This window comes from Halomonas sp. AOP7-B1-5 (assembly GCF_052353045.1).
GTDB classification, from domain to species: Bacteria; Pseudomonadota; Gammaproteobacteria; order Pseudomonadales; family Halomonadaceae; genus Vreelandella; species Vreelandella colorata.
This window is the reverse complement of the sequence record NZ_JBQTDC010000004.1, coordinates 20304-39983: the sequence shown is the minus strand read 5'-3', so window position 1 is coordinate 39983 and position 19680 is coordinate 20304. Positions and strand designations below refer to the sequence as shown.

The following is a 19680-nucleotide window of genomic DNA, read 5'->3' as shown; positions in this document are numbered from 1 at the left end:
GCCATGCCGACTCGATCTTCACGTTTGCCGGTCTATCACCGCTATGCCGGCAAGGCCCTGCCGGGGCAGGCGGGAGATGCTTGCCATCTGCTGGCCTGGCATAGCCTGGATGTAGCGGCCGTTGGTTGGCAGCTACTTGCGCCTGAGCGCCCCTTGACGAAGCAGCTGGCCGCGCAGCTGGGCATCGAGCCCGAGCCATTACGGCAGCTGATGGTTTTTTTATTGGGGCTTCACGACCTGGGCAAGTTCTCCCGCGCCTTTCAGGAGGTGCTGAAACTCTCGCTCGACGGTATGGCGCCGCCGCAAGGCAAGCCCTATCAGCAGCGTCACGACCGTTTGGGTGTGTTGCTCTGGGATGCTTGCTGGAAAGCGTGGCGCAAGGAGGGTGTATTGCACTGGCCAGAAAGGGAGGCGCCTGCCAGAAAGTTGTTGGAACCAATAGATAGTTTGATGGCACCGTTTTTCGGCCACCATGGTCGCCCTGTAGCCACCGGTCAACTGGCGTTTGCGGACTTTTTCGTCAACGACGGCGAGCTTGACGATGCTGTGGCTGCAGGCAGTTTCGTCGCCGACTGGGCCGCATTGGTCGAGCCCGACTGGCCGGTTGAAAAACTGCTGGATGAAGAGTGGCTGGCGCGTTTCAAGACTTTGAGCTGGACAATAGCCGGCTGGGCGACGCTTAGCGACTGGCTGGGCTCGCACCGCGACTACTTTCCCTACTGCCAAAAGGCGATGGCGCTGGGCGATTACTGGCCTAAAGCGCTTTTCCAGGCCGAGGCGGTGCTGAGGGCCACCGGGTTTGGTCGCCCGCCCACGCCGACCCCCTACGCAGGCCTCGATCAGTGGTTTGCAGGCAAGGTGACACCGACCCCGCTGCAGAAGAAGGCAGAAGATCTGCCGCTCCAGGCCGGACCGCAGCTGTTCATCCTTGAAGACGTGACCGGCGCAGGCAAGACCGAAGCCGCCTGCATTCTAGCCCAGCGCCTGCTGGCCGCGGGCCACGGCGAGGGCCTCTATTTTGCCTTGCCCACCATGGCCACCTCCAACGCCATGTACGCCCGCCTGGGCAATCTTCATCATCACTTTTACAGCAGCGCATCAAAGCCTTCGTTGGTGCTTGCCCACGGGGCGCGCGAGCTCAATGAGGATTTCGAGCGCGCGGTGACGGCCACCCAGCCAGAAAACGACGATTACGATGCTCTTGATGCAAGCGCCTCGACCCAGTGCAATCGTTGGCTGGCGGACTCCAACAAGAAGGCGCTGTTGGCCGATGTGGGGGTGGGCACTATCGACCAGGCGCTGATGGGCGGCTTACCGTTTCGCCACCAGTCGATGCGCTTGCTGGGGCTGGCGCGCAAGGTGCTGATCATCGACGAAGTCCACGCCTTCGACCACTACATGCAAACCCTGCTGCATCAGCTACTGGCCCACCACGCCCGCCAGGGCGGTAGCGTTATCCTGTTGACGGCCACGCTGCCACACGCCATGCGCGAGTCGCTTACGGCGGCGTGGCGCCACGGTCTTGGGGTTGAAACCAGCCCACTTGAAGCACACGACTACCCTCTGCTAACCCATTGCGGAAGGAGCGCTACCCACGAAGTGCCCGTCAAGACACGTCCGGAAGTCGCACGCCGTGTGGCAGTCGACTGGCTGGAAAGCGAAGACGAGGCTATCGAGCGTGTACTGGCCGCCGTAGAAGCGGGCGAGTGCATCGTTTGGGTGCGCAACACCGTCGACGACGCCATCCGCGCCTTCCAGCAACTGCGTGAGCACCACCCCGAGCCCGAACGCTGCCTGCTTTTCCACGCACGCTTTGCGATGCTAGACCGCCAGCGGATCGAGTCCGAGGTGATTCGTCGCTTCGGCAAGGAGTCCACGCCGTCACTGAGGCGTGGGCAAGTGATTGTTACAACGCAGGTTTTCCAAGAGAGCTTGGACTGTGATGCTGACCAGATGGTCAGTGACATCGCGCCCATTGACCTCTTGATCCAGCGCGCCGGTCGGTTGCAGCGCCACCAGCGCGGCGAACGTTCCGCGCCCGTGCTGCAGGTACTCGCGCCCGCGTGGAGCGATACCCCCGATGTGGACTGGTTGAGCCAAGCGCACCGCGGCACCCAGGCGGTTTATAAAGACACCTCGTTGATCTGGCTGACCCAGCGCGTGCTGCGCGAGCAGGGCGCCATCACCATGCCGGGTGAGGCGCGCAGCTTGATCGAGGGCGTTTACGCCGCCTCGACGGAGGACCTCCCGGAAGCGTTTGACCTGGCGCACTTCGAGCGCACCGGTATGGATAAATACGCGGTCTCGGTGGCCACCCATAACGCCCTGAATCTGGAAGATGGCTACCGCCTCAATGGCGATTTTGACCCGTGGCAGGAGGAGCGCGAGATGGGCACTCGGCTCAGCGACGAGCAAAGTGTCGAGGTCGTGCTACTCAAGCGTCGGGAAGATGAGCTGGTGCTCTGGGTAGAAGATCACCGCCACGCCGACCGACTGAGCCGATGTCGCCTGACGGAAAGCCAGGCCAGGAAACTAGCTCAACTGCCGGAGCGCTATACCGAGCAGTGGGAAACGCTACAGCAGCGCCACCGCGGGCTGCGCTTCGTGCAGCCGTGGCTGCCTGAGGAGGAGGATACTTGTGGTTACGACGCACAGTGGGGTGTGAGTTTTGAACAAAAATAGACGTTGCCATTTCACTGAAAGACAAGTGATACAAGGTAATCAAAAGAACGCTTAACGCCAAAATTAACGCACGTGAGGTGCCGATGAATCTACTCACAGACCCCTGGTTGCCCTTTCGGTATCGCGATGGCGATGGCCGAATCGCCTACCGCCCACCCTCGGCCCTCGCCGACCCGAATGTGCTCGACCTCGCACTTCCTCGCGCCGATTTCCAGGGCGCGGCCTGGCAGTTTTTGATCGCGCTGCTGCAGACGGCGATGACGCCCAAAAATACCGACGCCTGGCTGGATTATTATCAGACGCCGCCCAGCATGGCAAAGCTCGATGATCTGTTAGCGCCCTTTGCCTCTGCCTTCGAGCTGGATGGCGACGGCCCGCGATTCATGCAGGACCTGGACCCGTTGGACGACGTCAAGGACGCGCCGGTTGCCGGCCTTTTGATCGACTCGCCCGGCGCCAACGGCATCAAGAACAATACCGATTTCTTCGTCAAGCGCGGCCGGGTGGAAACTGCTTGCCCCGAGTGCGCGGCGCTGGCGCTTTATACCATGCAGATCAACGCGCCCGCCGGTGGCGCGGGCATTCGCGTTGGCCTGCGCGGCGGCGGGCCGCTGACCACGCTGATTCTGCCGGAAGACGACAGCAAACCACTGTGGGCGCGCCTCTGGCCCAACGTCATGCCCGCGGATGCGGTGGGCCAGCCGGGGCAGACATGGCGCGCGCCTGAAGCCTGCGATAGCGATCTGTTCTTCTGGATGAAGGATACCCGTGTCAGCGACAAGAAAGGCACCGAGGTTTTGCCCGAGCAGGTGCACCCCTTGCACGCTTTTTGGTCGATGCCCAGGCGCTATAGGCTGCTATTCGACGAGACGCCGGGCGAGTGCGACCTTTGCGGCCGCGAGGCGACACACCCGGTGCGCCGCCTGCGCGCCAAGAAGCAGGGCGCCAACTACGACGGCCCCTGGCGCCACCCGCTCACACCTTATCGCCGCCTTAATCCTAAAAAGCTCGATGAGCTACCGCTTTCCAGCAAGGGCCAGCCCGGGGGGCTTGGCTACCGCCACTGGCCGGGGCTGGTGCTGGAAGATGAAGCCGTTAGCGGCGCGCTGCCCGCCCGCGTGGTCACTCACCATCTGCAAAAGTATCGCCAGGTGGAGGCCGCGCGCGACGATGGCGAAGCGTTCGAAGCGCTGTTCAAGCGTACCCGGCTCTGGGTGTTCGGTTATGACATGGACAACATGAAGCCGCGCGGCTGGTACAGCGTGGAAATGCCGCTGGTGGGCGTGCCCGAGGGGCAGCAGGAAACGCTGCGCGGCTGGGCCAAGCGCTTCGTCGACTTGGCCTCGGAGATCAGCTGGACGCTGCGCAATCAGCTCAAGCGCGCCTGGTTCAAACGCCCTGAAGATGCCAAGGGTGATATGAGCCAGATCGACGCCCAGTTTTTCGAGGCGACTCAGCTGGCATTTTTCAGCGCGCTGCGCGAGATGGGGGAGGCGCTACTCGATGAAACGCCGATGCTCTCGCCCGAGACTCATCGCCAGTGGTACCTGGCGCTCAAGCGTGAAACAGTGGCGCTGTTCGATGCCCAGGCCATCAGCGGTCCGCTGGAAGGCATGAAGATGCAGCAGCTCGAGCGCATCACCAGCGCGCGGCGCTATCTGCTGGCGTATCTGAACGGCAGTGGCAAAAAGGTTGGCAAGACGGTGCAGACATTTGCCGAGATCGGCGATTTTGATCTGAAGGCGCCCAGGATTGAACGCAATGAGGAGAGCCCTGCATGAGTGAGGTAGAAAAAACGCCGCCGCAAGCGCCGGATGAAAAGGCCACAAAGGGCGATGCGGTAGAAGATTACTGCTACGCGCTTACCCCTGATGAGGCATATATGCTGCGTCGCTGGTGGCAGCGGCTGACGCTCGACCCTCCTGCGTTGAAAAAGATCACCGAGGCACCCGGCTATCTGCGAGGCGTACGCGCCGCGTTGCGCCGCTGCGACACCATCGAGTCGGTCATGCTGACCGAAGCATTCCGTCATCTCTGGCAGGCGCTTGAGTCGAAGGCATGGAAAGAGACGCCAACGGGGAGATCAAACCGACAGCGTGCTCAGCGTCTTGAGGTATGGGCGACTATTGCCGCCGTCGCGAGTGAGCTGCGCGCCGAAACGTTCGATGCTCCTCTGGGCAAACGCCTGGGCGAGAAGCGCCCCAATACCGGTGATACCCCGCGAATGAGTGATCTGCGCTTTCAGCAGCTGCTCGATTGCCATGCCTCTGAGGAACTGATTCGCCGTTTTCGACGGGCGCTCAAGCTCGCGGATAACGCCGGCGTCAGCGTGGTGCGTCTGGCCGATATGGTCGCGCTCTGGGATCGCGAGCAGCGCGGGCAGTACCGCGCCGAGGCCACCCAACGCTTCGCCTTCGTCATGAGCGATGCCTATTTCCAGGCGCGAGCGTTAAAGCCGACCACGGGCGACTGAACGGCAACGGTCACTTATCAACAACCACTGTTTCGGCATTCGGCACATTTTTTATTCAGGAATCCCATCATGAGCCACTTTATCCAGCTTCACCTTCTGACCTCTTACCCGCCTTCCAACCTCAACCGCGACGACCTGGGCCGCCCCAAGACGGCGTTCATGGGCGGCGCCCGACGGTTGCGTGTCTCCTCGCAAAGCCTCAAACGCAACTGGCGCACTTCTGATCTGTTTGAAGCGGCGGTCGATAGTCACAAGGGCACGCGCACCAAGCGCTTGGGGGGAGAGGTTTTCAAGCGTATGAGAGCTGCTGGCGCCGACGAAAAGCTGGCGGGTAACAGTGCGGAGAAGATCGCCGGCGTCTTCGGCAAGCTGCGCAAGGTCGACAAGGGCGAAAAGCACGAGTACGAAATCGAGCAACTGGTCCACGTCGGCCCGGAAGAAGTGGCTGCGCTGGAAGCGCTTGCCGATACCCTGGCCGCAGAGAAACGTGAGCCGACCGACGAAGAGCTTAAGGCCCTGCTTGCCCGGCGGCCCACCGCCGTCGATGTGGCGCTGTTTGGGCGGATGCTTGCTGGCGCGCCGAGCTATAACGTCGAAGCGGCCTGCCAGGTTGCCCACGCCATTACCGTGCACGCCGCCGAGGTAGAGGACGACTATTTCACCGCCGTCGATGACCTCAACAGCGGCGATGAAGACCGCGGTGCGGCACATATTGGCGAAGCCGGGTTCGCCGCCGGTCTGTTCTACCTCTACCTCTGTATTGATCGGGATCTTCTGATCGCGAACCTCCAGGGAAATACCGATCTGGCCGACCGTGCCATTGGCGCGCTGGTGGAATCTGCCGTCAAGATCTCCCCCAAGGGTAAGCAGAACAGCTACGGCTCTCGTGCCCACGCCAGCTACGTCTTGGCGGAAAAGGGCGATCAGCAGCCGCGTTCGCTGTCGGCATCGTTTCTGCAGCCTGTCATGAGCGAAGGTCAGGGCGTCGAAGCGATTAGAAAACTGGAAACCCAGGCCCAGGCATTTGATGACGCTTACGGCGCAGGCGCGGATCGGCGCTTTATTCTCTCGGCAACGCCCGAGTACGAAACGCCAGCCCTGAAAGGCGACATTCAGCGCGGCAACCTGCAAGCGTTGCTGACCTTCCTCAAGGGCGACGACTAAGCGGAGGCGATATGCCACACCATCTGGTTTTTCGCCTCTATGCGCCCATGGCGAGCTGGGGCGAGGCCGCCGTTGGCGAGACGCGGCCGACGGCCACCTACCCAAGCCGTAGCGCCATTCTGGGGCTGATCGGGGCGGCGCTGGGTATCAAACGCGACGACGATGACGGTCAGCGCCGCCTGCGCGAAGGCCTTCAGGTCGCGGTCAAGCAGCGCTCTCCGGGGCTTTTAATGCGCGATTATCACACCGTGCAGATGCCTTCTTCGCAATCAAAGGTAACCCACCGCACCCGCCGCGAGGAGTTGGCGGTGCCTAAAGAAGCGCTCAATACCATTCTCTCCTCAAGAGACTACCGCTGCGACGGGTTATGGAGCGTGGCGGTGCGGCTTACCGCGCATGCCTCCTGGTCGCTGGGGGAATTAAAGGCGGCGCTGGAAAAGCCCCGTTTTCCGCTCTATCTCGGCCGCAAGGCGTGCCCTCTGGCCGCGCCTTTGTTACCCACAGTGGTTGAGGCCAGCCATTGGCGCCAGGCGCTGGATCACCGCTTTGAAAGCGCATTGGACCCGGAGCGCACCTGGCTTGCGATGATCGGTAACGAGAAGAAGGACCAGCAACTATTACGCCTGCCCGAGCAAGTGCTTTACGCCTGGGAAGGCGATGCCGATGCACTCGATGGCAGCGATACAGCCAACGAATCTAGCGAGGTGTGGGACGAGCCGCTGCACCGCCGGCGCTGGCAGTTCGGCCCCCGCCTTGAACACCGGCGCACCGAGAAAGTGGAAGGAGAGCGCTAATGTATCTTTCAAGTGTCAGGCTGGATCTCAATAGCCTCACCCGCGCCGAGCTGTTTGATGTACTGGAAGGCGGCGCTTATACCGCTCACCAGTTGCTCTGGCAGCTATTTCCCGAGGTACCCAAAGGCGAGCGGCCGTTTATCTTTCGCCAGGAAATGGAAGAAGACGCCAACGGTAAAAGCGCCGGGTTGCCGCGATTCTATGTCTACTCGACCCAGGCTCCGGAAGCCATGGATGGGTTTGAGGTGCAGTGCAAGGCGTTCTCGCCTCAGCTCGTTAAAGGTGAACGACTGGCCTTTCGTCTGCGTGTTAACCCCACCATCGCGAAACCGGCGGGCGAGGGCCGTCGCTCTTGCCGCGCCGATGTGTTGATGGATGCGCGCTACCCCTTCCCAAAAGGGGAGCGGACGAGCCAGGCCTGCATCGAGGCAATGGACGCGGCGGCGCGCCAGTGGCTTAAAAGCCGTGCTGAAAGCTTCGGTTTCACGCTGCCGGTCAGGCCAGAAGTAGGTGCTTACCGCCAGCACGCGCTGAGCAAGAAAGAGGGCGGGCAACCTATCCGCTACTCCAGTGTGGACTACGAAGGCCTGCTGGAAGTGACCGACCCCGCGCTGCTCAATGAAGCGCTGCAACACGGCATTGGCCGTGCCAAGGCGTTTGGTTGTGGAATGCTGTTGCTGCGCCGCGTACCGGAGTGACCCATGAGCTTCATTCCCCTCAAGCCCATCCCCCTCAAGGATCGCATGTCGATGATCTTCGTCGGCATGGGCCAGATCGACGTGCGCGACGGCGCGTTCGTCGTCATCGACGAGGTCAACGGCGAGCGCATGCACATTCCCGTGGGCTCGGTGGCGTGTTTACTGCTCGAACCCGGCACGCGGGTCTCTCATGCGGCGGTCAAGCTGGCAGCGGTGGTAGGCACGCTGCTAATTTGGGTGGGCGATGCGGGCGTGCGGCTCTACAGCGCCGGCCAGCCCGGCGGCGCGCGTTCCGATAAGCTGCTCTATCAGGCCCAGCTGGCGCTGGATGAAAGCTTGCGGCTCAAGGTCGTGCGCAAGATGTTCGAGCTGCGCTTTGGCGAGGAGCCGCCTTCCCGGCGCAGCGTCGAACAGCTACGTGGCATCGAAGGCGCACGGGTACGCAAGACCTACCAGATGCTTGCCAAGCAGTACGGCCTGAAATGGCAGGGGCGGCGTTATGATCCGAAGCAGTGGGACGCCTCGGACGTGGCCAACCAGTGCCTCTCGGCGGCCACTGCCTGCCTCTATGGGATTACCGAAGCGGCGATTCTAGCCGCGGGCTACGCCCCGGCCATCGGCTTTTTACATACCGGCAAGCCGTTGAGCTTCGTCTATGACATCGCCGATATCGTCAAATTCGAAACCGTGGTCCCGGCGGCGTTTCGCATCGCGGCCAAGAACCCGCCCATGCCGGAGCGCGAGGTACGCATTGCTTGCCGCGATGCCTTCAAGCAGACCCGGCTGCTCCAGCGCATTATTCCCATGATCGAAGAGGTGCTGGCGGCAGGCGAGGTCGAACCGCCACCACCACCGGCCGATGCCGTGCCGCCTGCCATCCCCGAGCCGACATCAATAGGCGATAGCGGCCACAGGAGTCATTAACATGGCCATGCTCGTCGTCGTCACCGAAGCAGTGCCACCCCGCTTGCGTGGGCGGCTCGCCGTCTGGTTGCTGGAGATTCGCGCCGGTGTCTATGTGGGGGATGTCAGTAAGCGTATCCGCGAAATGATCTGGGAGCAGATCGAGGTCTTGGCCGAGGAGGGCGGCAACGTCGCCATGGCCTGGGCCAGTAATCACGAATCCGGCTTCGAGTTTCAGACCTTCGGCGATAACCGCCGCGTTCCCATCGACCATGACGGACTACGCTTGGTGCGTTTTTTGCCACCCATGGATAAGTAGCTGTTTTTAATGCTCTTTAATAATATAGAGCTGTTCAAAAAATGACCAAAATCGCCGGTGGATTTTCCACTGGCGATTTTTCTTTTTGAAAACAATTGACTACAATTAGACCGTTCCCCGCAGGCGCGGGGATGAACCGCTGCACTTCGTTCTCGTCGTTGCGATACGCCACCCGTTCCCCGCAGGCGCGGGGATGAACCGTGTTCCGCCTGCGTGACAAACTGACAGTAGCCCCGTTCCCCGCAGGCGCGGGGATGAACCGTCACTATACGCAGAGAAGGGGAGAGGAAATGGCCGTTCCCCGCAGGCGCGGGGATGAACCGGCAGCAATGTGACGCTGGCCTGTCCACTGTACCCGTTCCCCGCAGGCGCGGGGATGAACCGCCTGGTACATCGTCCAGCCTTCGCGGTAGCCCCCGTTCCCCGCAGGCGCGGGGATGAACCGCCTACGGCCATGAACAGGACAATTCAGTCCTCCCGTTCCCCGCAGGCGCGGGGATGAACCGCAATGAACCTGTAGTGCGCCAGATTGAGCGAGCCGTTCCCCGCAGGCGCGGGGATGAACCGAGCCATTACATGGGCGACGCCTTCGATAGACGCCGTTCCCCGCAGGCGCGGGGATGAACCGCCATGCTGCTCGAGCAGATCAATAGCGCGCTGCCCGTTCCCCGCAGGCGCGGGGATGAACCGCGTAGTGCTCTGGGAAGACGTAGTCGCCACTGCCGTTCCCCGCAGGCGCGGGGATGAACCGGGGCTGTGATGGTGACGAACAAACCGCGAATCCCGTTCCCCGCAGGCGCGGGGATGAACCGTGCATGGGCCATGGTACGCAAGCGCTCGACCGCCGTTCCCCGCAGGCGCGGGGATGAACCGAGGATGGGAAAGGGTAGGCTGACCGGCAGGAGCCGTTCCCCGCAGGCGCGGGGATAAACCGGGGCCAGTCCATAGGCTGGCAGGCGTAGCATCCCGTTCCCCGGAGACGCGGGGATGAACCGTTGGGGTTGTTGCCCAGCGCTTCGGCAATCTCCCGTTCCCCGCAGGCGCGGGGATGAACCGATATTTCTTTCTGCCAGCCGAGCCCAGGCGCGCCATTCCCCGCAAGCGCGCTGGCCACCGAGAAAGTCGCGCAGGTGTGCGAACACGCGGTTACCTTAACGGGTATGAAATGAGAAACGACGGTGCAACAGGCGGCTTGGGGATGGCGGCCTGGGCGAAATCGGAGTATCAAGTAGCGATGTTTTCAAGCGCGCATTTTCAAGTCGTGGCGAGTGGAAAACACGTCGCGCGAACCGTACGAAGGAGGTGGTCATGATGTTACGTTCACTGGGTTGGATGACGGCGGCGGCCATGGGCCTGTCGATCGGTTTCGCCAGCGCCCATGCCGGCGCGGAGCCAGCGAGCGAAGAGGCGTCAACAATGCCGGAAGCGGTCGCCGCGCAAGTGAGCGCTACCTGTGCCTCTATTGATGAATCGCTGGGTATTGCGCCCCAGCACTATGCGATCGACGATGAGATAGGCGGCGACCTGTGGCTCGTGCCGTGTAATGCAGGTGCTTACCAGATTTCTTATGAGGCGATTTATCAACCCGAAGATGCCGAACCGCGCAAGTTGCTGTTCGCCCTGTGGCGTGATGGCAGCTGGACCGGCACCGAGTTACTTTTCAACCCTGAATTCGACCCCGAAACTGGCGTACTGACCGACCAGTACAAGGACCGGGGCGCCGGTGGCTGCGGCGGCGAGCGCACCTGGCAGTGGCAGGACGGCAATTTCCGGCTGACCGAGTATCGCGCTGTCGAGGCGTGTGAAGACGAGGCCAGCGAGTTTCCCGTGGTTTTCGAAGCTGAGTGATTCTTGATGCATCGGCATATTTAGGGCCGACTTAGAAGCCTTGAATGCTCGCTTTTGATAAAAGCGAGCATTTTTACGCCGGATAAAACCGTGCTTTCACACGCCATATCAAGATTAGAAACGGGTGATGGCATCATGCATGTGTTTCAAGTTTTCCTGCTGGCCTAGCTTAGCTAGTCGCCAAGTGGCAGGGAAATATCAAACTTGTGCCGCTTACGTGAAAGCAAGGTGCGAAATTTACGCATGTTGTCGTCGCTGTAAAGTACCTGGTCACAAAAGCGGTCATATTCGTCCAGGTCTTTCACGATCATGATCAAGATGAAATCGGACTCGCCGGTAACCTGGTAGCACTGCTTTACTTCTGGGGCACTGAGCGCCGAGTTTAAAAACCGCTGATAGAGCGCTTTATTATCCCGTTCCATGGTGACCTCTACCACCATATGCAGACACTGACCCAAGGCATTAGGGTTTAAAAGCGCTACTTCACGATCAATGATTCCCGCCGCGCGCAGTCGATTGACTCTTTTAAGACAGGCCGAGGGTGAAAGCCCTATCGCGTCAGCCAACGCTTGATTAGTCATGCCAGCATCTAACTGAAGCTGATTGAGAATGCGGCGATCAAGGCTATCCATGAAATTTAATTTAAAATCCTGGTCGATTAAGAACAAATATTGATTTATTTGGCCATCTTGGAACGAAGATTCTGCATAGCTCCAATTACTATAACCGTTGTTAAAACAATGGCAATGGGGGAGACATGCAGCACCAAAATTATCGGATAGTTGATTGGGCTAGAAGTATTAGCCACCAGTCGTGGCAGGTTTACGTCAGGCTGTTAAAAATCCTGGTGCCTGCACTGGTGGTCGTAAAGATTCTTCAGCAACTGGGCCTGGTCCAGTGGATAGGTGGGGCGCTTGCGCCCTTGATGGGGCTTCTGGGCTTGCCGGATTTCATGGGATTGGTGTGGGCCGCGGCGCTAATGACCAACCTTTACACAGCGATTGCTATTTTTTATCAAACGGTAGGCGATACGCCGCTAAGCGTGGCGCAGATATCTGTAATGGGAAGCCTTTTACTCATCGGCCATTCGCTCCCGGTTGAAGGCGCCGTTGCTAAATACGCCGGCGTTTCGTGGCGTGCGACGCTGTTGCTACGCGTGGGCGGCGCACTCTTGTTTGCCTGGCTAGTCCATGTTTTTTGTCGCTACGCCAACGTTTTACAAGGCCCAGCGTCGCTTGGCTGGCGGCCCTCGACAACGGTAGAACCTGACATTCTTGTGTGGACGGTCTCACAGCTTCAAACACTAGCTGCTATTTGGGTGGTGATCATTGCGCTGGTGGCGCTGCTTGATGTGCTGAAACGCTGGGGTGTAGAACGTTGGATACACCGCGGCCTGAACCCTTTGCTCAAGCTGTTAGGTATCGGGCCGCAAGCTGCCAGTATCACGGTCATTGGCTTCACATTGGGCCTTAGCTACGGCGCGGGGTTATTAATTCGGGATGTCAAAAACGGTATTTTAAGCAAACGCGATAGCGTGCTGGCGCTCTGTTTTCTAAGTCTTTGTCATAGCGTTATCGAAGATACGCTGTTGTTTGTAATGCTTGGGGCGGATATTTTTATCATATTAGCTGCAAGGCTAGGTTTTGCTGTGGTACTGGTGATGATCATAGCCCGGTGGCGGCCGTAAAAAAACCGACACGCGCCCGACCCACTGGTCCGGATCGGGCGTTCATTAAAAAGCGCGACGGCCTGTGTTCGAATCAAGGTCTATAGCGTCAGATTTCCCTGGCGTACATCCAGCTGTTCCAGACGACTTTTCAAAAGCTCTGGGAAGCGGGCGTACCAGGTCTGGTTGAGCGGCGAGGGGTGGGGGAGCGGGTAGAGCGTAAAATTGCGCGCCTCGCCTTGGGCATCTTCGAGCGTTACCTCGATGCTGCTTTCAAAGCGCTCGTCACTTTTCCAGAACGCCTCCAGGCGGTCGCGTTCTTCTTTTGAGCGGCCAATGCCAAACCACAGGAAAGCCTCGCGTCCCAGCGTGATCAGGTGCTTGCCCTCCCAGCTCGAGATCAGCACCTCGTTCATCAGGTCGTGAAAATGGCGCTTCACCTTCATCGACCACGCCTTGTTGCCTACCGGCTTGTAGGGCACGGTATTGATCCAGAAAAAGTGCTCGCCCACGGCGCGGGAGGCCTCGAAGTCCGGCATCTTCTCGCCATATAGTCGTTCATGAAGCGCCTTTCTCACCAACTGTCCGCCAGCGCCGATAAAGGGCTCCTGGTAGCGGACTTCCTCACGGCCCGGGTCGCGCCCGAAAAAGCCGATGCGCAGGTTCGGCTTGCCAAGGCCGATGATGGGCTCGAGCGGGTCGCGCTCGAAGCGCTCGTAGACCTCGACATCGATTCCTTCTATCTCGGCCGCCAGCGCTCTGAATTTTTTCTCCTGAGCCGGGGTCAGTGACATTGTTCAACCTCCTTGTTGGTTCCCATCGCTTGGTTTAGTCAAACCATTCCTGAGCCGTGCGCCATAAGCACATGCCGAAAAAATAGACGGATGTAAGACCCCATCCCCATAGAGCCCAAACGGCATGCTCGGGGCTCGAGAGGATGAGAAATGTTGCGCAGAGGCACCACACAAGCGTAATGGCGATGTTGAGCGGCATGAACTTGCGTACCCGGAAAGGGTGAAGGAACTTCATGCGCGTAACGGTGAGAATGGCCAGGCCGATAATCGCGGTAAACGTGATCCAGGGTGGGAAATCGAGAATATAAAAATAAGCGGCGGCGATATTCCACGCCGCGGGAAAGCCGACAAAGTAGTTGTCCTGGCTTTTCATATTGGTGTTACAGAAACAGAACATCGACGAGAGCAGGATAATAAACACCGCCAGCAGTGAGAAACCGGCCGGCAAATCGATAAAGTAGTAGATAAACAGGGCGGGAATAAACGCCCAGGTAAGATAATCAATGACCATATCCAGCGTTGAGCCATCGAAGTGCGGCAGGATGGTTTTCACTTCGTACTTGCGTGCCAACGTGCCGTCGAAGCCATCGACCATCATCGCCGCCCCCAGCCAAAGCAGACAAGCCACCGGGTTGTCATCGATCAGGGCCAATAGCGCCATGACGCCCAGCAGTACGCCGCTAGCGGTGAGAGCATGTACGCTCCATGCCTTGCATCGCGATGCGTGGGAGTCTGCTTGCGAAGAGAGCGGTTGAGCCACATTAAACCCCGTTGAGAACGTCATGTTCTGCTGCTGTTTGGTGTATGGATGAGCGTGTCAGTCAATACACTACTACAAGAAGGCGCACCGAGAACACGCAGGCCGTTGAGATACTCTTAGCATGGCCGTTTATCGTGTTATCCGCTAGGCGATAGTAAGAGTCCTAACGTATGTATAAGCCCTAAACGGGCCGCTGAAACTGCAGGCGTGCCTGCTCGGCGCGTTCACGCGTTACGCAGGTAAGTGAGTGGTCATTAAGTAGCCCCATCGCCTGCATCAACGCAAAGGCCGTAGTGGGGCCAATAAATTTCCAGCCGCGTTTCTTCAGCGCTTTGGAGAGCGCGATAGATTCAGGCGAGACGGTTTGGGTTTGCGGCGCTTTTAACGCATCGTGTGCTGGCTCAAAACGCCAGAAAAAGGCTGCCAGTGAACCCTCCTGTTCGACTAATTCCTGTGCCCGTTGCGCGTTATTGATCGCCGCCTCAATTTTGCCGCGATGGCGAATAATGCCCGCGTCTTGCAGTAAGCGCTGCACGTCTCGCTCATCAAAACGTGCGACCTGATGAAAGTCGAAGTGATGAAAGGCGGCGCGAAAATTTTCGCGCTTGTTGAGAATCGTCCGCCAGCTCAAGCCTGACTGAAAGCTTTCCAGGCAGAGCTTTTCAAACAGGCGCTGATCGTTATCAACGGGAAAGCCCCACTCATTATCGTGGTAGGGTAAAAACTCTGGCGCCCCGCCGCACCAGTAGCAGCGTGATTGTCCATCGGGGGCGATAAATTCGTTCGCCATAGTGATTCCCCTGTTTTAGTTATAAAAATATCAGGATTTATAAAGGTGTCAGGATTTATAAAGAAGTCAGATTTAGCCATGCGTGGCTGAGCCAGCGGCCTGCACGTAGTAGCTCATCCTCCGTCGCGCCCGCATAGCCCAGCACAAGCCCAGCACGCTGAGGTTGCCCCAGATAATACCGGGATAGCGGGGAGAGCGTAATGCGTGCCTGTTGGGCCAGTTCAACCAGGCGCGCTTCCTGATTTAAATTCTCCAACTCGGCGACCAGGTGCATGCCCGCATGGCCTGAGGAGAGCTTTAACCCGGCGTCAGTAGCAGGGGCCAGTGCACGACGCAGGCAGGCCTGGCGCTGGCGATAGCTCATGCGCATTCGGGCGATATGGCGTGAAAAGTCACCTTTGGCAATGAACTCAGCAAGCGCCGACTGAATGGGATAGTTGCCTTCGCGGTGTAGGCGGGCGTGAGCCAACCGAAACGTATCGGCCAACGCCTCGGGCAGCACGATATAGCCCAGTCTAAGGCCTGGATAGAGCACCTTGCTGAATGTGCCGATATAGATGACGGATGCCTGTTCCGACAAGCCCTGAAGCGACGGCGTGGGCGGCGTGTCGTAGCGAAACTCGCTGTCGTAGTCATCCTCGATGAGCCAGGCGCCGTGCCTGGCGGCGTGTTCGAGTAAGGCCAAGCGCCGAGGAACCGGCATGGTAACGCCGCTCGGGTATTGGTGGGAGGGAGTCACGTAAATCAAACGCGGCGCAGGCGTATTAGCCGGACAGCACAACGGGTTCAGCCCGTCTTCATCGACCGGCACAGGGACAATGTTCAGTCCCGCTGCCAAAAAGCAGGTTTGCGCGCCGCCGTAGCCGGGTTCTTCCATCCACACCGTATCGCCGCTATCGGTCAGCAGCTGGGCCACCAGTTCGAATGCTTGCTGCGCGCCTTGCGTGATCACAATCTGCTTCGGGCGGCAGCGCACTGCGCGGGAAAGCGTCAGGTAATCACCCAATGCCTCTTTAAGCGCGGGCAAGCCGCCATGCGTTTGATAGGAAAGCCATGCTGTATCGGCCTGGCGATAGTGGCGCCTTAACAGGCGTTGCCACTGCGCGTGGGGGAACAGGTCCAGCCCCGGCACGCCGGGCGCAAACGCTTGATAGTGCTGGCTTAGCGTACCGCAACGATCAATCAGCGCCTGCCCACGTGTTGAGTAGCTAAACGCCGCGTCCAAAAGCGGCTTGGGATGAGCCGGTAGCGTAGGTAGGTTGGCCACATACATGCCTGCGCCCCGCCGAGAAACCACCAGCCCCTCGGCTAGGAGGCGGTCCATTGCTGCTAATACGGTATTACGGCTGATACCCAAGCCGTGAGCCAGATGCCGTGAAGAGGGCAAATGACTCCCGGCGGCCAGTTCGCCGTGTTGAATCCAACGGCGCAGCGCGCTGTAAAGCTGATGTACCAGCGTGGTTGTTCCTTGGGTGCCAATCTGTAGCGCCAAGGCATCAATAAGCCATTCACTCGACGGCGTTCGCTGCTTCACTGGTTCCCTCGCTATTTAATAAACTGGTTCTTCACCAAGAGCCACTATAACGAGAGACTTGCCTATTCCCACCTCTTTTTAAGGACCGCCACTGTGAATAATGTTCGGGCTGCCGTACTTGATGACTTGGACGCGCTTAGCGTGCTGCTGGATGACTATCGCCAGTTTTATCAGCAACAAAGCGACCTAAAGGGCGCTCGCTACTTTTTAAACCAGCGCTTTGGGTTGGGCGACTCGTTCATTCTGGTCAGTGAAGACGCATCGGGGAAAATCAGCGGCTTCGTGCAGCTTTTTCCCGGCTTATCGACGGTAGGCATGAATGCACGGTGGACGTTGAACGATCTTTACGTGCTGCCTGAGTACCGCAGCCAAGGCGTAGGCCGGGCGTTAATGGGCGCCGCCGCCGATTTGGCCCAGGACCACGGCGTCGCAAGACTGGTATTGATGACCCAGGTAGAGAATGAGCGCGCACAACGCCTTTATGAGTCACTTGGCTGGCAGCGTAATACCGCGTTTTATAGCTACCTGCTGGATGTAAGCCAGGAGCGCGTATGACCGAACAACCGGTGTCTTCTGTATTAGCGTTTCCATCCGCTACGCCAGCCGATATGGCCCAAATAATGTACGCAAAACTTTGCCACTATACCGATGCCTGGGATGTGGCCGAAGACCTGGCCAACGGCATCGACGCCATTGTCGTGATCGATACGCGCAGCCTTGAACACTACCGCGCCGGGCATATTCCAGGAGCGATAAGCGTGCCGCATCGAGAAATGACACCCGAGCGATTGGCGGAGCTTGATGCGTCGCGTGTTTATGTAACGTACTGCGATGGAATCGGCTGTAACGGGTCCACCAAAGGCGCGTGGAAGCTTGCCAACGCAGGGCTGAAAGTGAAGGAGCTACTGGGCGGGCTGGATTTTTGGCGTCGTGATGGGCATCCAGTCCAAACCGGTGACTTGCCAGGCAACCTGGCAAAAACGAGTGTTAATACCTGCGGCTGCTAATCGATAGATATGATTTCCTGGCCCAGCATTCACCGGGCCAGGATAGTGCTTACGCGTCGCTAAGCTTGCGGGCGCGGTGCAGGTTTTCCATGGTGTTCAGGCACGCCTGGGCGGCTTCTTTGCCTTTGGCCAGGAAGTGCTGGAAGTAGAAGTCGTGATGAGTGCTGTGCTCATGGAAATGGTGCGGCGTGAGCACCACCGAAATCACCGGCACTTGGGTGTCGAGTTGAACGCGCATCATGCCATCGATGACTGCGTGAGCGACGAAGTCGTGGCGGTAGATGCCGCCATCCACCACAAAGCCTGCGCCGACAATCGCGCCATAGCGGCCGCTTTCAGCCAATACTTTGGCCTGTAGCGGAATTTCATACGCGCCTGAAACGGTAAACGTATCCACTTGGTCTGCAGATAAGCCGTTACGCTCCACTTCCTCAATAAATGCCTGATAGGCCTGGCCGACGATGTCGTTGTGCCAATGGCCCTGAATAAACGCAATGCGCTGGGATGTAGTATGTGAGGAGAGTGCTAAAGGAAAGGTCTGATTCATGGTCATTCTCTTGGATAAGTGGTACCAGAATCAGGGCATTCGGCATCCGCCAATAGGCAAAACGCACGCCTTCCGAATGGAATAACGTCGTTGAGTTGATGCCGTTCTCTTTCATCCGGACTATCACCGTCGGCTTCGGTTTCTCACCGAATCTGCTGACCTCTCACTGGCAAGCCAGTAAGAGCGCTCGCGGGCTTAGGCCGCTTTCATTAGGAAAGGTACCATCACCGCCGGTGGGGACTTTCACCCCGCCCTGAGAACATTGCTGCATAGCAGCCTACCTATCTTACGCCGATTGTGAATGCGCAGCTAGAGGCCAGGTTAAACCTTGTCGAGCACGTTGTTTAATCGACCTGCTCGTGGGGTTCTGAAAGCGTACACACATCGACCCAATCGGCATCTACCAGCTCGGCAAGCCGTTTGGGGCACAGGCGCACGGCGCTATTAGAGGAACCTGCGGCGGGCAGTACTTCGTCATACGCCAAAAGCGACTCATCACAATAAACGGGCACGCTGGTCGCCAGACCAAACGGGCATACGCCGCCTACCGGATGGCTGGTGAGTTCCATTACCGTATCGGCATCCAACATTTTGGCTTTGCCATCGAAAACATTGCGAATTTTGCCGTTATCGATACGGGTGTTACCGGCGGCCACGATCAAAAAGGGGTTCTCGCCCACTTTGAAAGCAAGCGTCTTGGCGATTTGTCCGGGCTCAACCCCATGGGCTTTCGCTGCCAGGGACACGGTCGCCGTGCTCTCCTCCAGCTCGATAATTTCGATATCAGGGGCATGTTCTGCTAAAAAACTGCGAGCGGTTAATAGGCTCATTATCGGCTCCTTAGACGGTGTAGTTGTAGGTTAACGTGCTTTGTCCAAGTCAGCCAATCCAGGTGCCCGCGTTAGCGGGCATTGCGCTTCTATTGCCTCAAGCGTAGTGATTGTGTCTTTTCAGCTTCCGCTTTAGTGTTAGTGACGTGTCTCCCTGATAACAACAATGAGGCGTCCCATGATGACTGGAGCAAATAAAGAGATGAGTGAGCCCGATAAACAACAGAACGAAAGCCGTCGGGTAAGTCATCCGGTCAGCCGCTTTCACATTCCTGCCCTGAATGAGCTGCCCGCCGATATTCGTGAACGCATTGAAGGCGTACAGGAGAAAGCCGGGTTTATTCCCAACGTCTTTCTTACTCTGGCGCACCGCCCTGATGAGTTTCGGGCTTTTTTTGCGTATCACGATGCGTTGATGGAAAAAACGGGCAACTTGACGCTCGCTGAGCGGGAAATGATTGTCGTTGCGACCAGCGCTGCCAATCAGTGCCAGTACTGTGTGATTGCGCATGGCGCTATTTTACGTATTCGCGCTAAAAATCCGCTGGTGGCGGATCAGGTGGCGCTTAATTACCGCAAAGCGGATATTTCAGCCCGACAAAAGGCCATGCTGGATTTTGCTCTGAAAGTAACTGATCAAGCCTACGCCGTAGGCGAAGACGACTTTACTGCCTTGGCGGAGCATGGCTTCGATGAAGAGGATCTGTGGGATATTGCCGCGATTACAGCTTTCTTCGGTATGTCTAACCGGATGGCCAATGTCACCAATATGCGCGCAAACGATGAATTCTATACCCTGGGACGTTAATGCTTAATGAAAAAGCCCCTGGCCGCATAGCGGTGCAGGGGCATACGTTCACAGCGTAATAGG

At 58.5% G+C, this 19680-nt stretch carries 20 protein-coding genes, 1 CRISPR repeat array and 1 riboswitch; of the genes, 13 read left to right on the top strand and 7 right to left on the bottom strand.

Annotation, left to right across the window (positions count from 1 at the left end):
• The first annotated feature begins 3 nt into the window (after nt 1–3).
• The 9 genes from cas3 (at nt 4) to ACT3XD_RS03375 (ending at nt 10881) form a co-directional block, all read left to right on the top strand.
• The gene (gene cas3, locus ACT3XD_RS03415) at nt 4–2682 is read left to right on the top strand and encodes a CRISPR-associated helicase Cas3' (protein ID WP_192536591.1); all 2679 of its coding nucleotides are present in this window, start codon (nt 4–6) and stop codon (nt 2680–2682) included.
• An 83-nt stretch (nt 2683–2765) separates the two neighbouring features.
• Entirely contained in the window at nt 2766–4463 is a 1698-nt protein-coding gene (gene casA / locus ACT3XD_RS03410) for a type I-E CRISPR-associated protein Cse1/CasA (protein ID WP_192536590.1), read from the top strand.
• Nucleotides 4460–5155, top strand: a complete 696-nt coding sequence (casB, locus tag ACT3XD_RS03405; RefSeq protein ID WP_192536589.1) for a type I-E CRISPR-associated protein Cse2/CasB — start codon at nt 4460–4462, stop codon at nt 5153–5155. Before casA ends, casB begins: the two co-directional genes overlap by 4 nt.
• A gap of 69 nt (nt 5156–5224) precedes the next feature.
• On the top strand, nt 5225–6319 hold the full coding sequence (gene cas7e / locus ACT3XD_RS03400) for a type I-E CRISPR-associated protein Cas7/Cse4/CasC (protein WP_192536588.1): 1095 nt from the start codon (nt 5225–5227) through the stop codon (nt 6317–6319).
• A gap of 11 nt (nt 6320–6330) precedes the next feature.
• Nucleotides 6331–7113 (top strand): type I-E CRISPR-associated protein Cas5/CasD, encoded by a 783-nt coding sequence (gene cas5e, locus ACT3XD_RS03395; RefSeq protein ID WP_192536587.1) that lies wholly within the window; start codon nt 6331–6333, stop codon nt 7111–7113.
• On the top strand, nt 7113–7811 hold the full coding sequence (cas6e, locus tag ACT3XD_RS03390; protein WP_192536586.1) for a type I-E CRISPR-associated protein Cas6/Cse3/CasE: 699 nt from the start codon (nt 7113–7115) through the stop codon (nt 7809–7811). Before cas5e ends, cas6e begins: the two co-directional genes overlap by 1 nt.
• 3 nt (nt 7812–7814) lie before the next feature.
• The gene (cas1e, locus tag ACT3XD_RS03385; RefSeq protein ID WP_192536585.1) at nt 7815–8735 is read left to right on the top strand and encodes a type I-E CRISPR-associated endonuclease Cas1e; all 921 of its coding nucleotides are present in this window, start codon (nt 7815–7817) and stop codon (nt 8733–8735) included.
• Nucleotide 8736: 1 nt separating this feature from the next.
• Nucleotides 8737–9033, top strand: a complete 297-nt coding sequence (gene cas2e / locus ACT3XD_RS03380; protein WP_106375122.1) for a type I-E CRISPR-associated endoribonuclease Cas2e — start codon at nt 8737–8739, stop codon at nt 9031–9033.
• 110 nt (nt 9034–9143) lie between these two features.
• A CRISPR array of direct repeats spans nt 9144–10089; the repeat unit is 29 nt; unit sequence CCGTTCCCCGCAGGCGCGGGGATGAACCG.
• A 252-nt stretch (nt 10090–10341) separates the two neighbouring features.
• Entirely contained in the window at nt 10342–10881 is a 540-nt protein-coding gene (locus tag ACT3XD_RS03375; RefSeq protein ID WP_192536584.1) for a DUF1176 domain-containing protein, read from the top strand.
• A 173-nt stretch (nt 10882–11054) separates the two neighbouring features.
• On the opposite strand, the gene ACT3XD_RS03370 is transcribed toward ACT3XD_RS03375, so the two are convergent.
• Nucleotides 11055–11513: an Lrp/AsnC family transcriptional regulator gene (locus ACT3XD_RS03370; RefSeq protein WP_192536583.1), complete on the bottom strand. Its 459-nt coding sequence runs from the start codon at nt 11511–11513 to the stop codon at nt 11055–11057.
• Between the two features lie 125 nt (nt 11514–11638).
• Here ACT3XD_RS03370 and ACT3XD_RS03365 point away from each other — a divergent pair, with 125 nt between their 5' ends.
• Nucleotides 11639–12568, top strand: a complete 930-nt coding sequence (locus tag ACT3XD_RS03365; protein WP_192536582.1) for a nucleoside recognition domain-containing protein — start codon at nt 11639–11641, stop codon at nt 12566–12568.
• 80 nt (nt 12569–12648) lie between these two features.
• Here ACT3XD_RS03365 and ACT3XD_RS03360 read toward each other — a convergent pair whose 3' ends face one another.
• The 4 genes from ACT3XD_RS03360 to pdxR form a co-directional block, all read right to left on the bottom strand.
• Nucleotides 12649–13341, bottom strand: coding sequence for a uracil-DNA glycosylase family protein (locus ACT3XD_RS03360; protein WP_192536581.1), 693 nt, complete (start codon nt 13339–13341; stop codon nt 12649–12651).
• Between the two features lie 34 nt (nt 13342–13375).
• On the bottom strand, nt 13376–14125 hold the full coding sequence (pcsA, locus tag ACT3XD_RS03355; protein WP_018917070.1) for a phosphatidylcholine synthase: 750 nt from the start codon (nt 14123–14125) through the stop codon (nt 13376–13378).
• A 157-nt stretch (nt 14126–14282) separates the two neighbouring features.
• The gene (locus ACT3XD_RS03350) at nt 14283–14891 is read right to left on the bottom strand and encodes a DNA-3-methyladenine glycosylase I (protein WP_018917071.1); all 609 of its coding nucleotides are present in this window, start codon (nt 14889–14891) and stop codon (nt 14283–14285) included.
• A 55-nt stretch (nt 14892–14946) separates the two neighbouring features.
• Nucleotides 14947–16425: a MocR-like pyridoxine biosynthesis transcription factor PdxR gene (gene pdxR / locus ACT3XD_RS03345; protein WP_192536580.1), complete on the bottom strand. Its 1479-nt coding sequence runs from the start codon at nt 16423–16425 to the stop codon at nt 14947–14949.
• Between the two features lie 93 nt (nt 16426–16518).
• Between pdxR and ACT3XD_RS03340 the strand changes: the two genes are divergently transcribed.
• Both ACT3XD_RS03340 and ACT3XD_RS03335 read left to right on the top strand, forming a co-directional pair.
• Nucleotides 16519–16980, top strand: a complete 462-nt coding sequence (locus tag ACT3XD_RS03340) for a GNAT family N-acetyltransferase (RefSeq protein ID WP_192536579.1) — start codon at nt 16519–16521, stop codon at nt 16978–16980.
• The gene (locus ACT3XD_RS03335; protein WP_192536578.1) at nt 16977–17432 is read left to right on the top strand and encodes a rhodanese-like domain-containing protein; all 456 of its coding nucleotides are present in this window, start codon (nt 16977–16979) and stop codon (nt 17430–17432) included. Before ACT3XD_RS03340 ends, ACT3XD_RS03335 begins: the two co-directional genes overlap by 4 nt.
• A 49-nt stretch (nt 17433–17481) precedes the next feature.
• Here ACT3XD_RS03335 and ACT3XD_RS03330 read toward each other — a convergent pair whose 3' ends face one another.
• The gene (locus ACT3XD_RS03330; RefSeq protein ID WP_018917075.1) at nt 17482–17979 is read right to left on the bottom strand and encodes a 6,7-dimethyl-8-ribityllumazine synthase; all 498 of its coding nucleotides are present in this window, start codon (nt 17977–17979) and stop codon (nt 17482–17484) included.
• Between the two features lie 99 nt (nt 17980–18078).
• A riboswitch (FMN riboswitch) is annotated at nt 18079–18244 on the bottom strand.
• Nucleotides 18245–18323: 79 nt separating this feature from the next.
• Nucleotides 18324–18809, bottom strand: a complete 486-nt coding sequence (locus ACT3XD_RS03325) for a YbaK/EbsC family protein (RefSeq protein ID WP_192536577.1) — start codon at nt 18807–18809, stop codon at nt 18324–18326.
• Between the two features lie 178 nt (nt 18810–18987).
• Here ACT3XD_RS03325 and ACT3XD_RS03320 point away from each other — a divergent pair, with 178 nt between their 5' ends.
• Nucleotides 18988–19617, top strand: a complete 630-nt coding sequence (locus ACT3XD_RS03320; protein WP_407648047.1) for a peroxidase-related enzyme — start codon at nt 18988–18990, stop codon at nt 19615–19617.
• The last annotated feature ends 63 nt before the right edge of the window (nt 19618–19680 follow it).

Coding starts and splice junctions, on each gene's coding strand:
- cas6e (WP_192536586.1), top strand. CDS start 7,113: ATGTATCTTTCAAGTGTCAGGCTGGATCTCAATAGCCTCACCCGCGCC.
- ACT3XD_RS03330 (WP_018917075.1), bottom strand. CDS start 17,979: ATGAATCAGACCTTTCCTTTAGCACTCTCCTCACATACTACATCCCAG.
- ACT3XD_RS03335 (WP_192536578.1), top strand. CDS start 16,977: ATGACCGAACAACCGGTGTCTTCTGTATTAGCGTTTCCATCCGCTACG.
- ACT3XD_RS03320 (WP_407648047.1), top strand. CDS start 18,988: ATGATGACTGGAGCAAATAAAGAGATGAGTGAGCCCGATAAACAACAG.
- pcsA (WP_018917070.1), bottom strand. CDS start 14,125: ATGACGTTCTCAACGGGGTTTAATGTGGCTCAACCGCTCTCTTCGCAA.
- ACT3XD_RS03365 (WP_192536582.1), top strand. CDS start 11,639: ATGCAGCACCAAAATTATCGGATAGTTGATTGGGCTAGAAGTATTAGC.
- ACT3XD_RS03375 (WP_192536584.1), top strand. CDS start 10,342: ATGATGTTACGTTCACTGGGTTGGATGACGGCGGCGGCCATGGGCCTG.
- ACT3XD_RS03370 (WP_192536583.1), bottom strand. CDS start 11,513: ATGGATAGCCTTGATCGCCGCATTCTCAATCAGCTTCAGTTAGATGCT.
- cas5e (WP_192536587.1), top strand. CDS start 6,331: ATGCCACACCATCTGGTTTTTCGCCTCTATGCGCCCATGGCGAGCTGG.
- ACT3XD_RS03360 (WP_192536581.1), bottom strand. CDS start 13,341: ATGTCACTGACCCCGGCTCAGGAGAAAAAATTCAGAGCGCTGGCGGCC.
- ACT3XD_RS03325 (WP_192536577.1), bottom strand. CDS start 18,809: ATGAGCCTATTAACCGCTCGCAGTTTTTTAGCAGAACATGCCCCTGAT.
- cas1e (WP_192536585.1), top strand. CDS start 7,815: ATGAGCTTCATTCCCCTCAAGCCCATCCCCCTCAAGGATCGCATGTCG.
- cas2e (WP_106375122.1), top strand. CDS start 8,737: ATGGCCATGCTCGTCGTCGTCACCGAAGCAGTGCCACCCCGCTTGCGT.
- casB (WP_192536589.1), top strand. CDS start 4,460: ATGAGTGAGGTAGAAAAAACGCCGCCGCAAGCGCCGGATGAAAAGGCC.
- casA (WP_192536590.1), top strand. CDS start 2,766: ATGAATCTACTCACAGACCCCTGGTTGCCCTTTCGGTATCGCGATGGC.
- cas7e (WP_192536588.1), top strand. CDS start 5,225: ATGAGCCACTTTATCCAGCTTCACCTTCTGACCTCTTACCCGCCTTCC.
- cas3 (WP_192536591.1), top strand. CDS start 4: ATGCCGACTCGATCTTCACGTTTGCCGGTCTATCACCGCTATGCCGGC.
- ACT3XD_RS03350 (WP_018917071.1), bottom strand. CDS start 14,891: ATGGCGAACGAATTTATCGCCCCCGATGGACAATCACGCTGCTACTGG.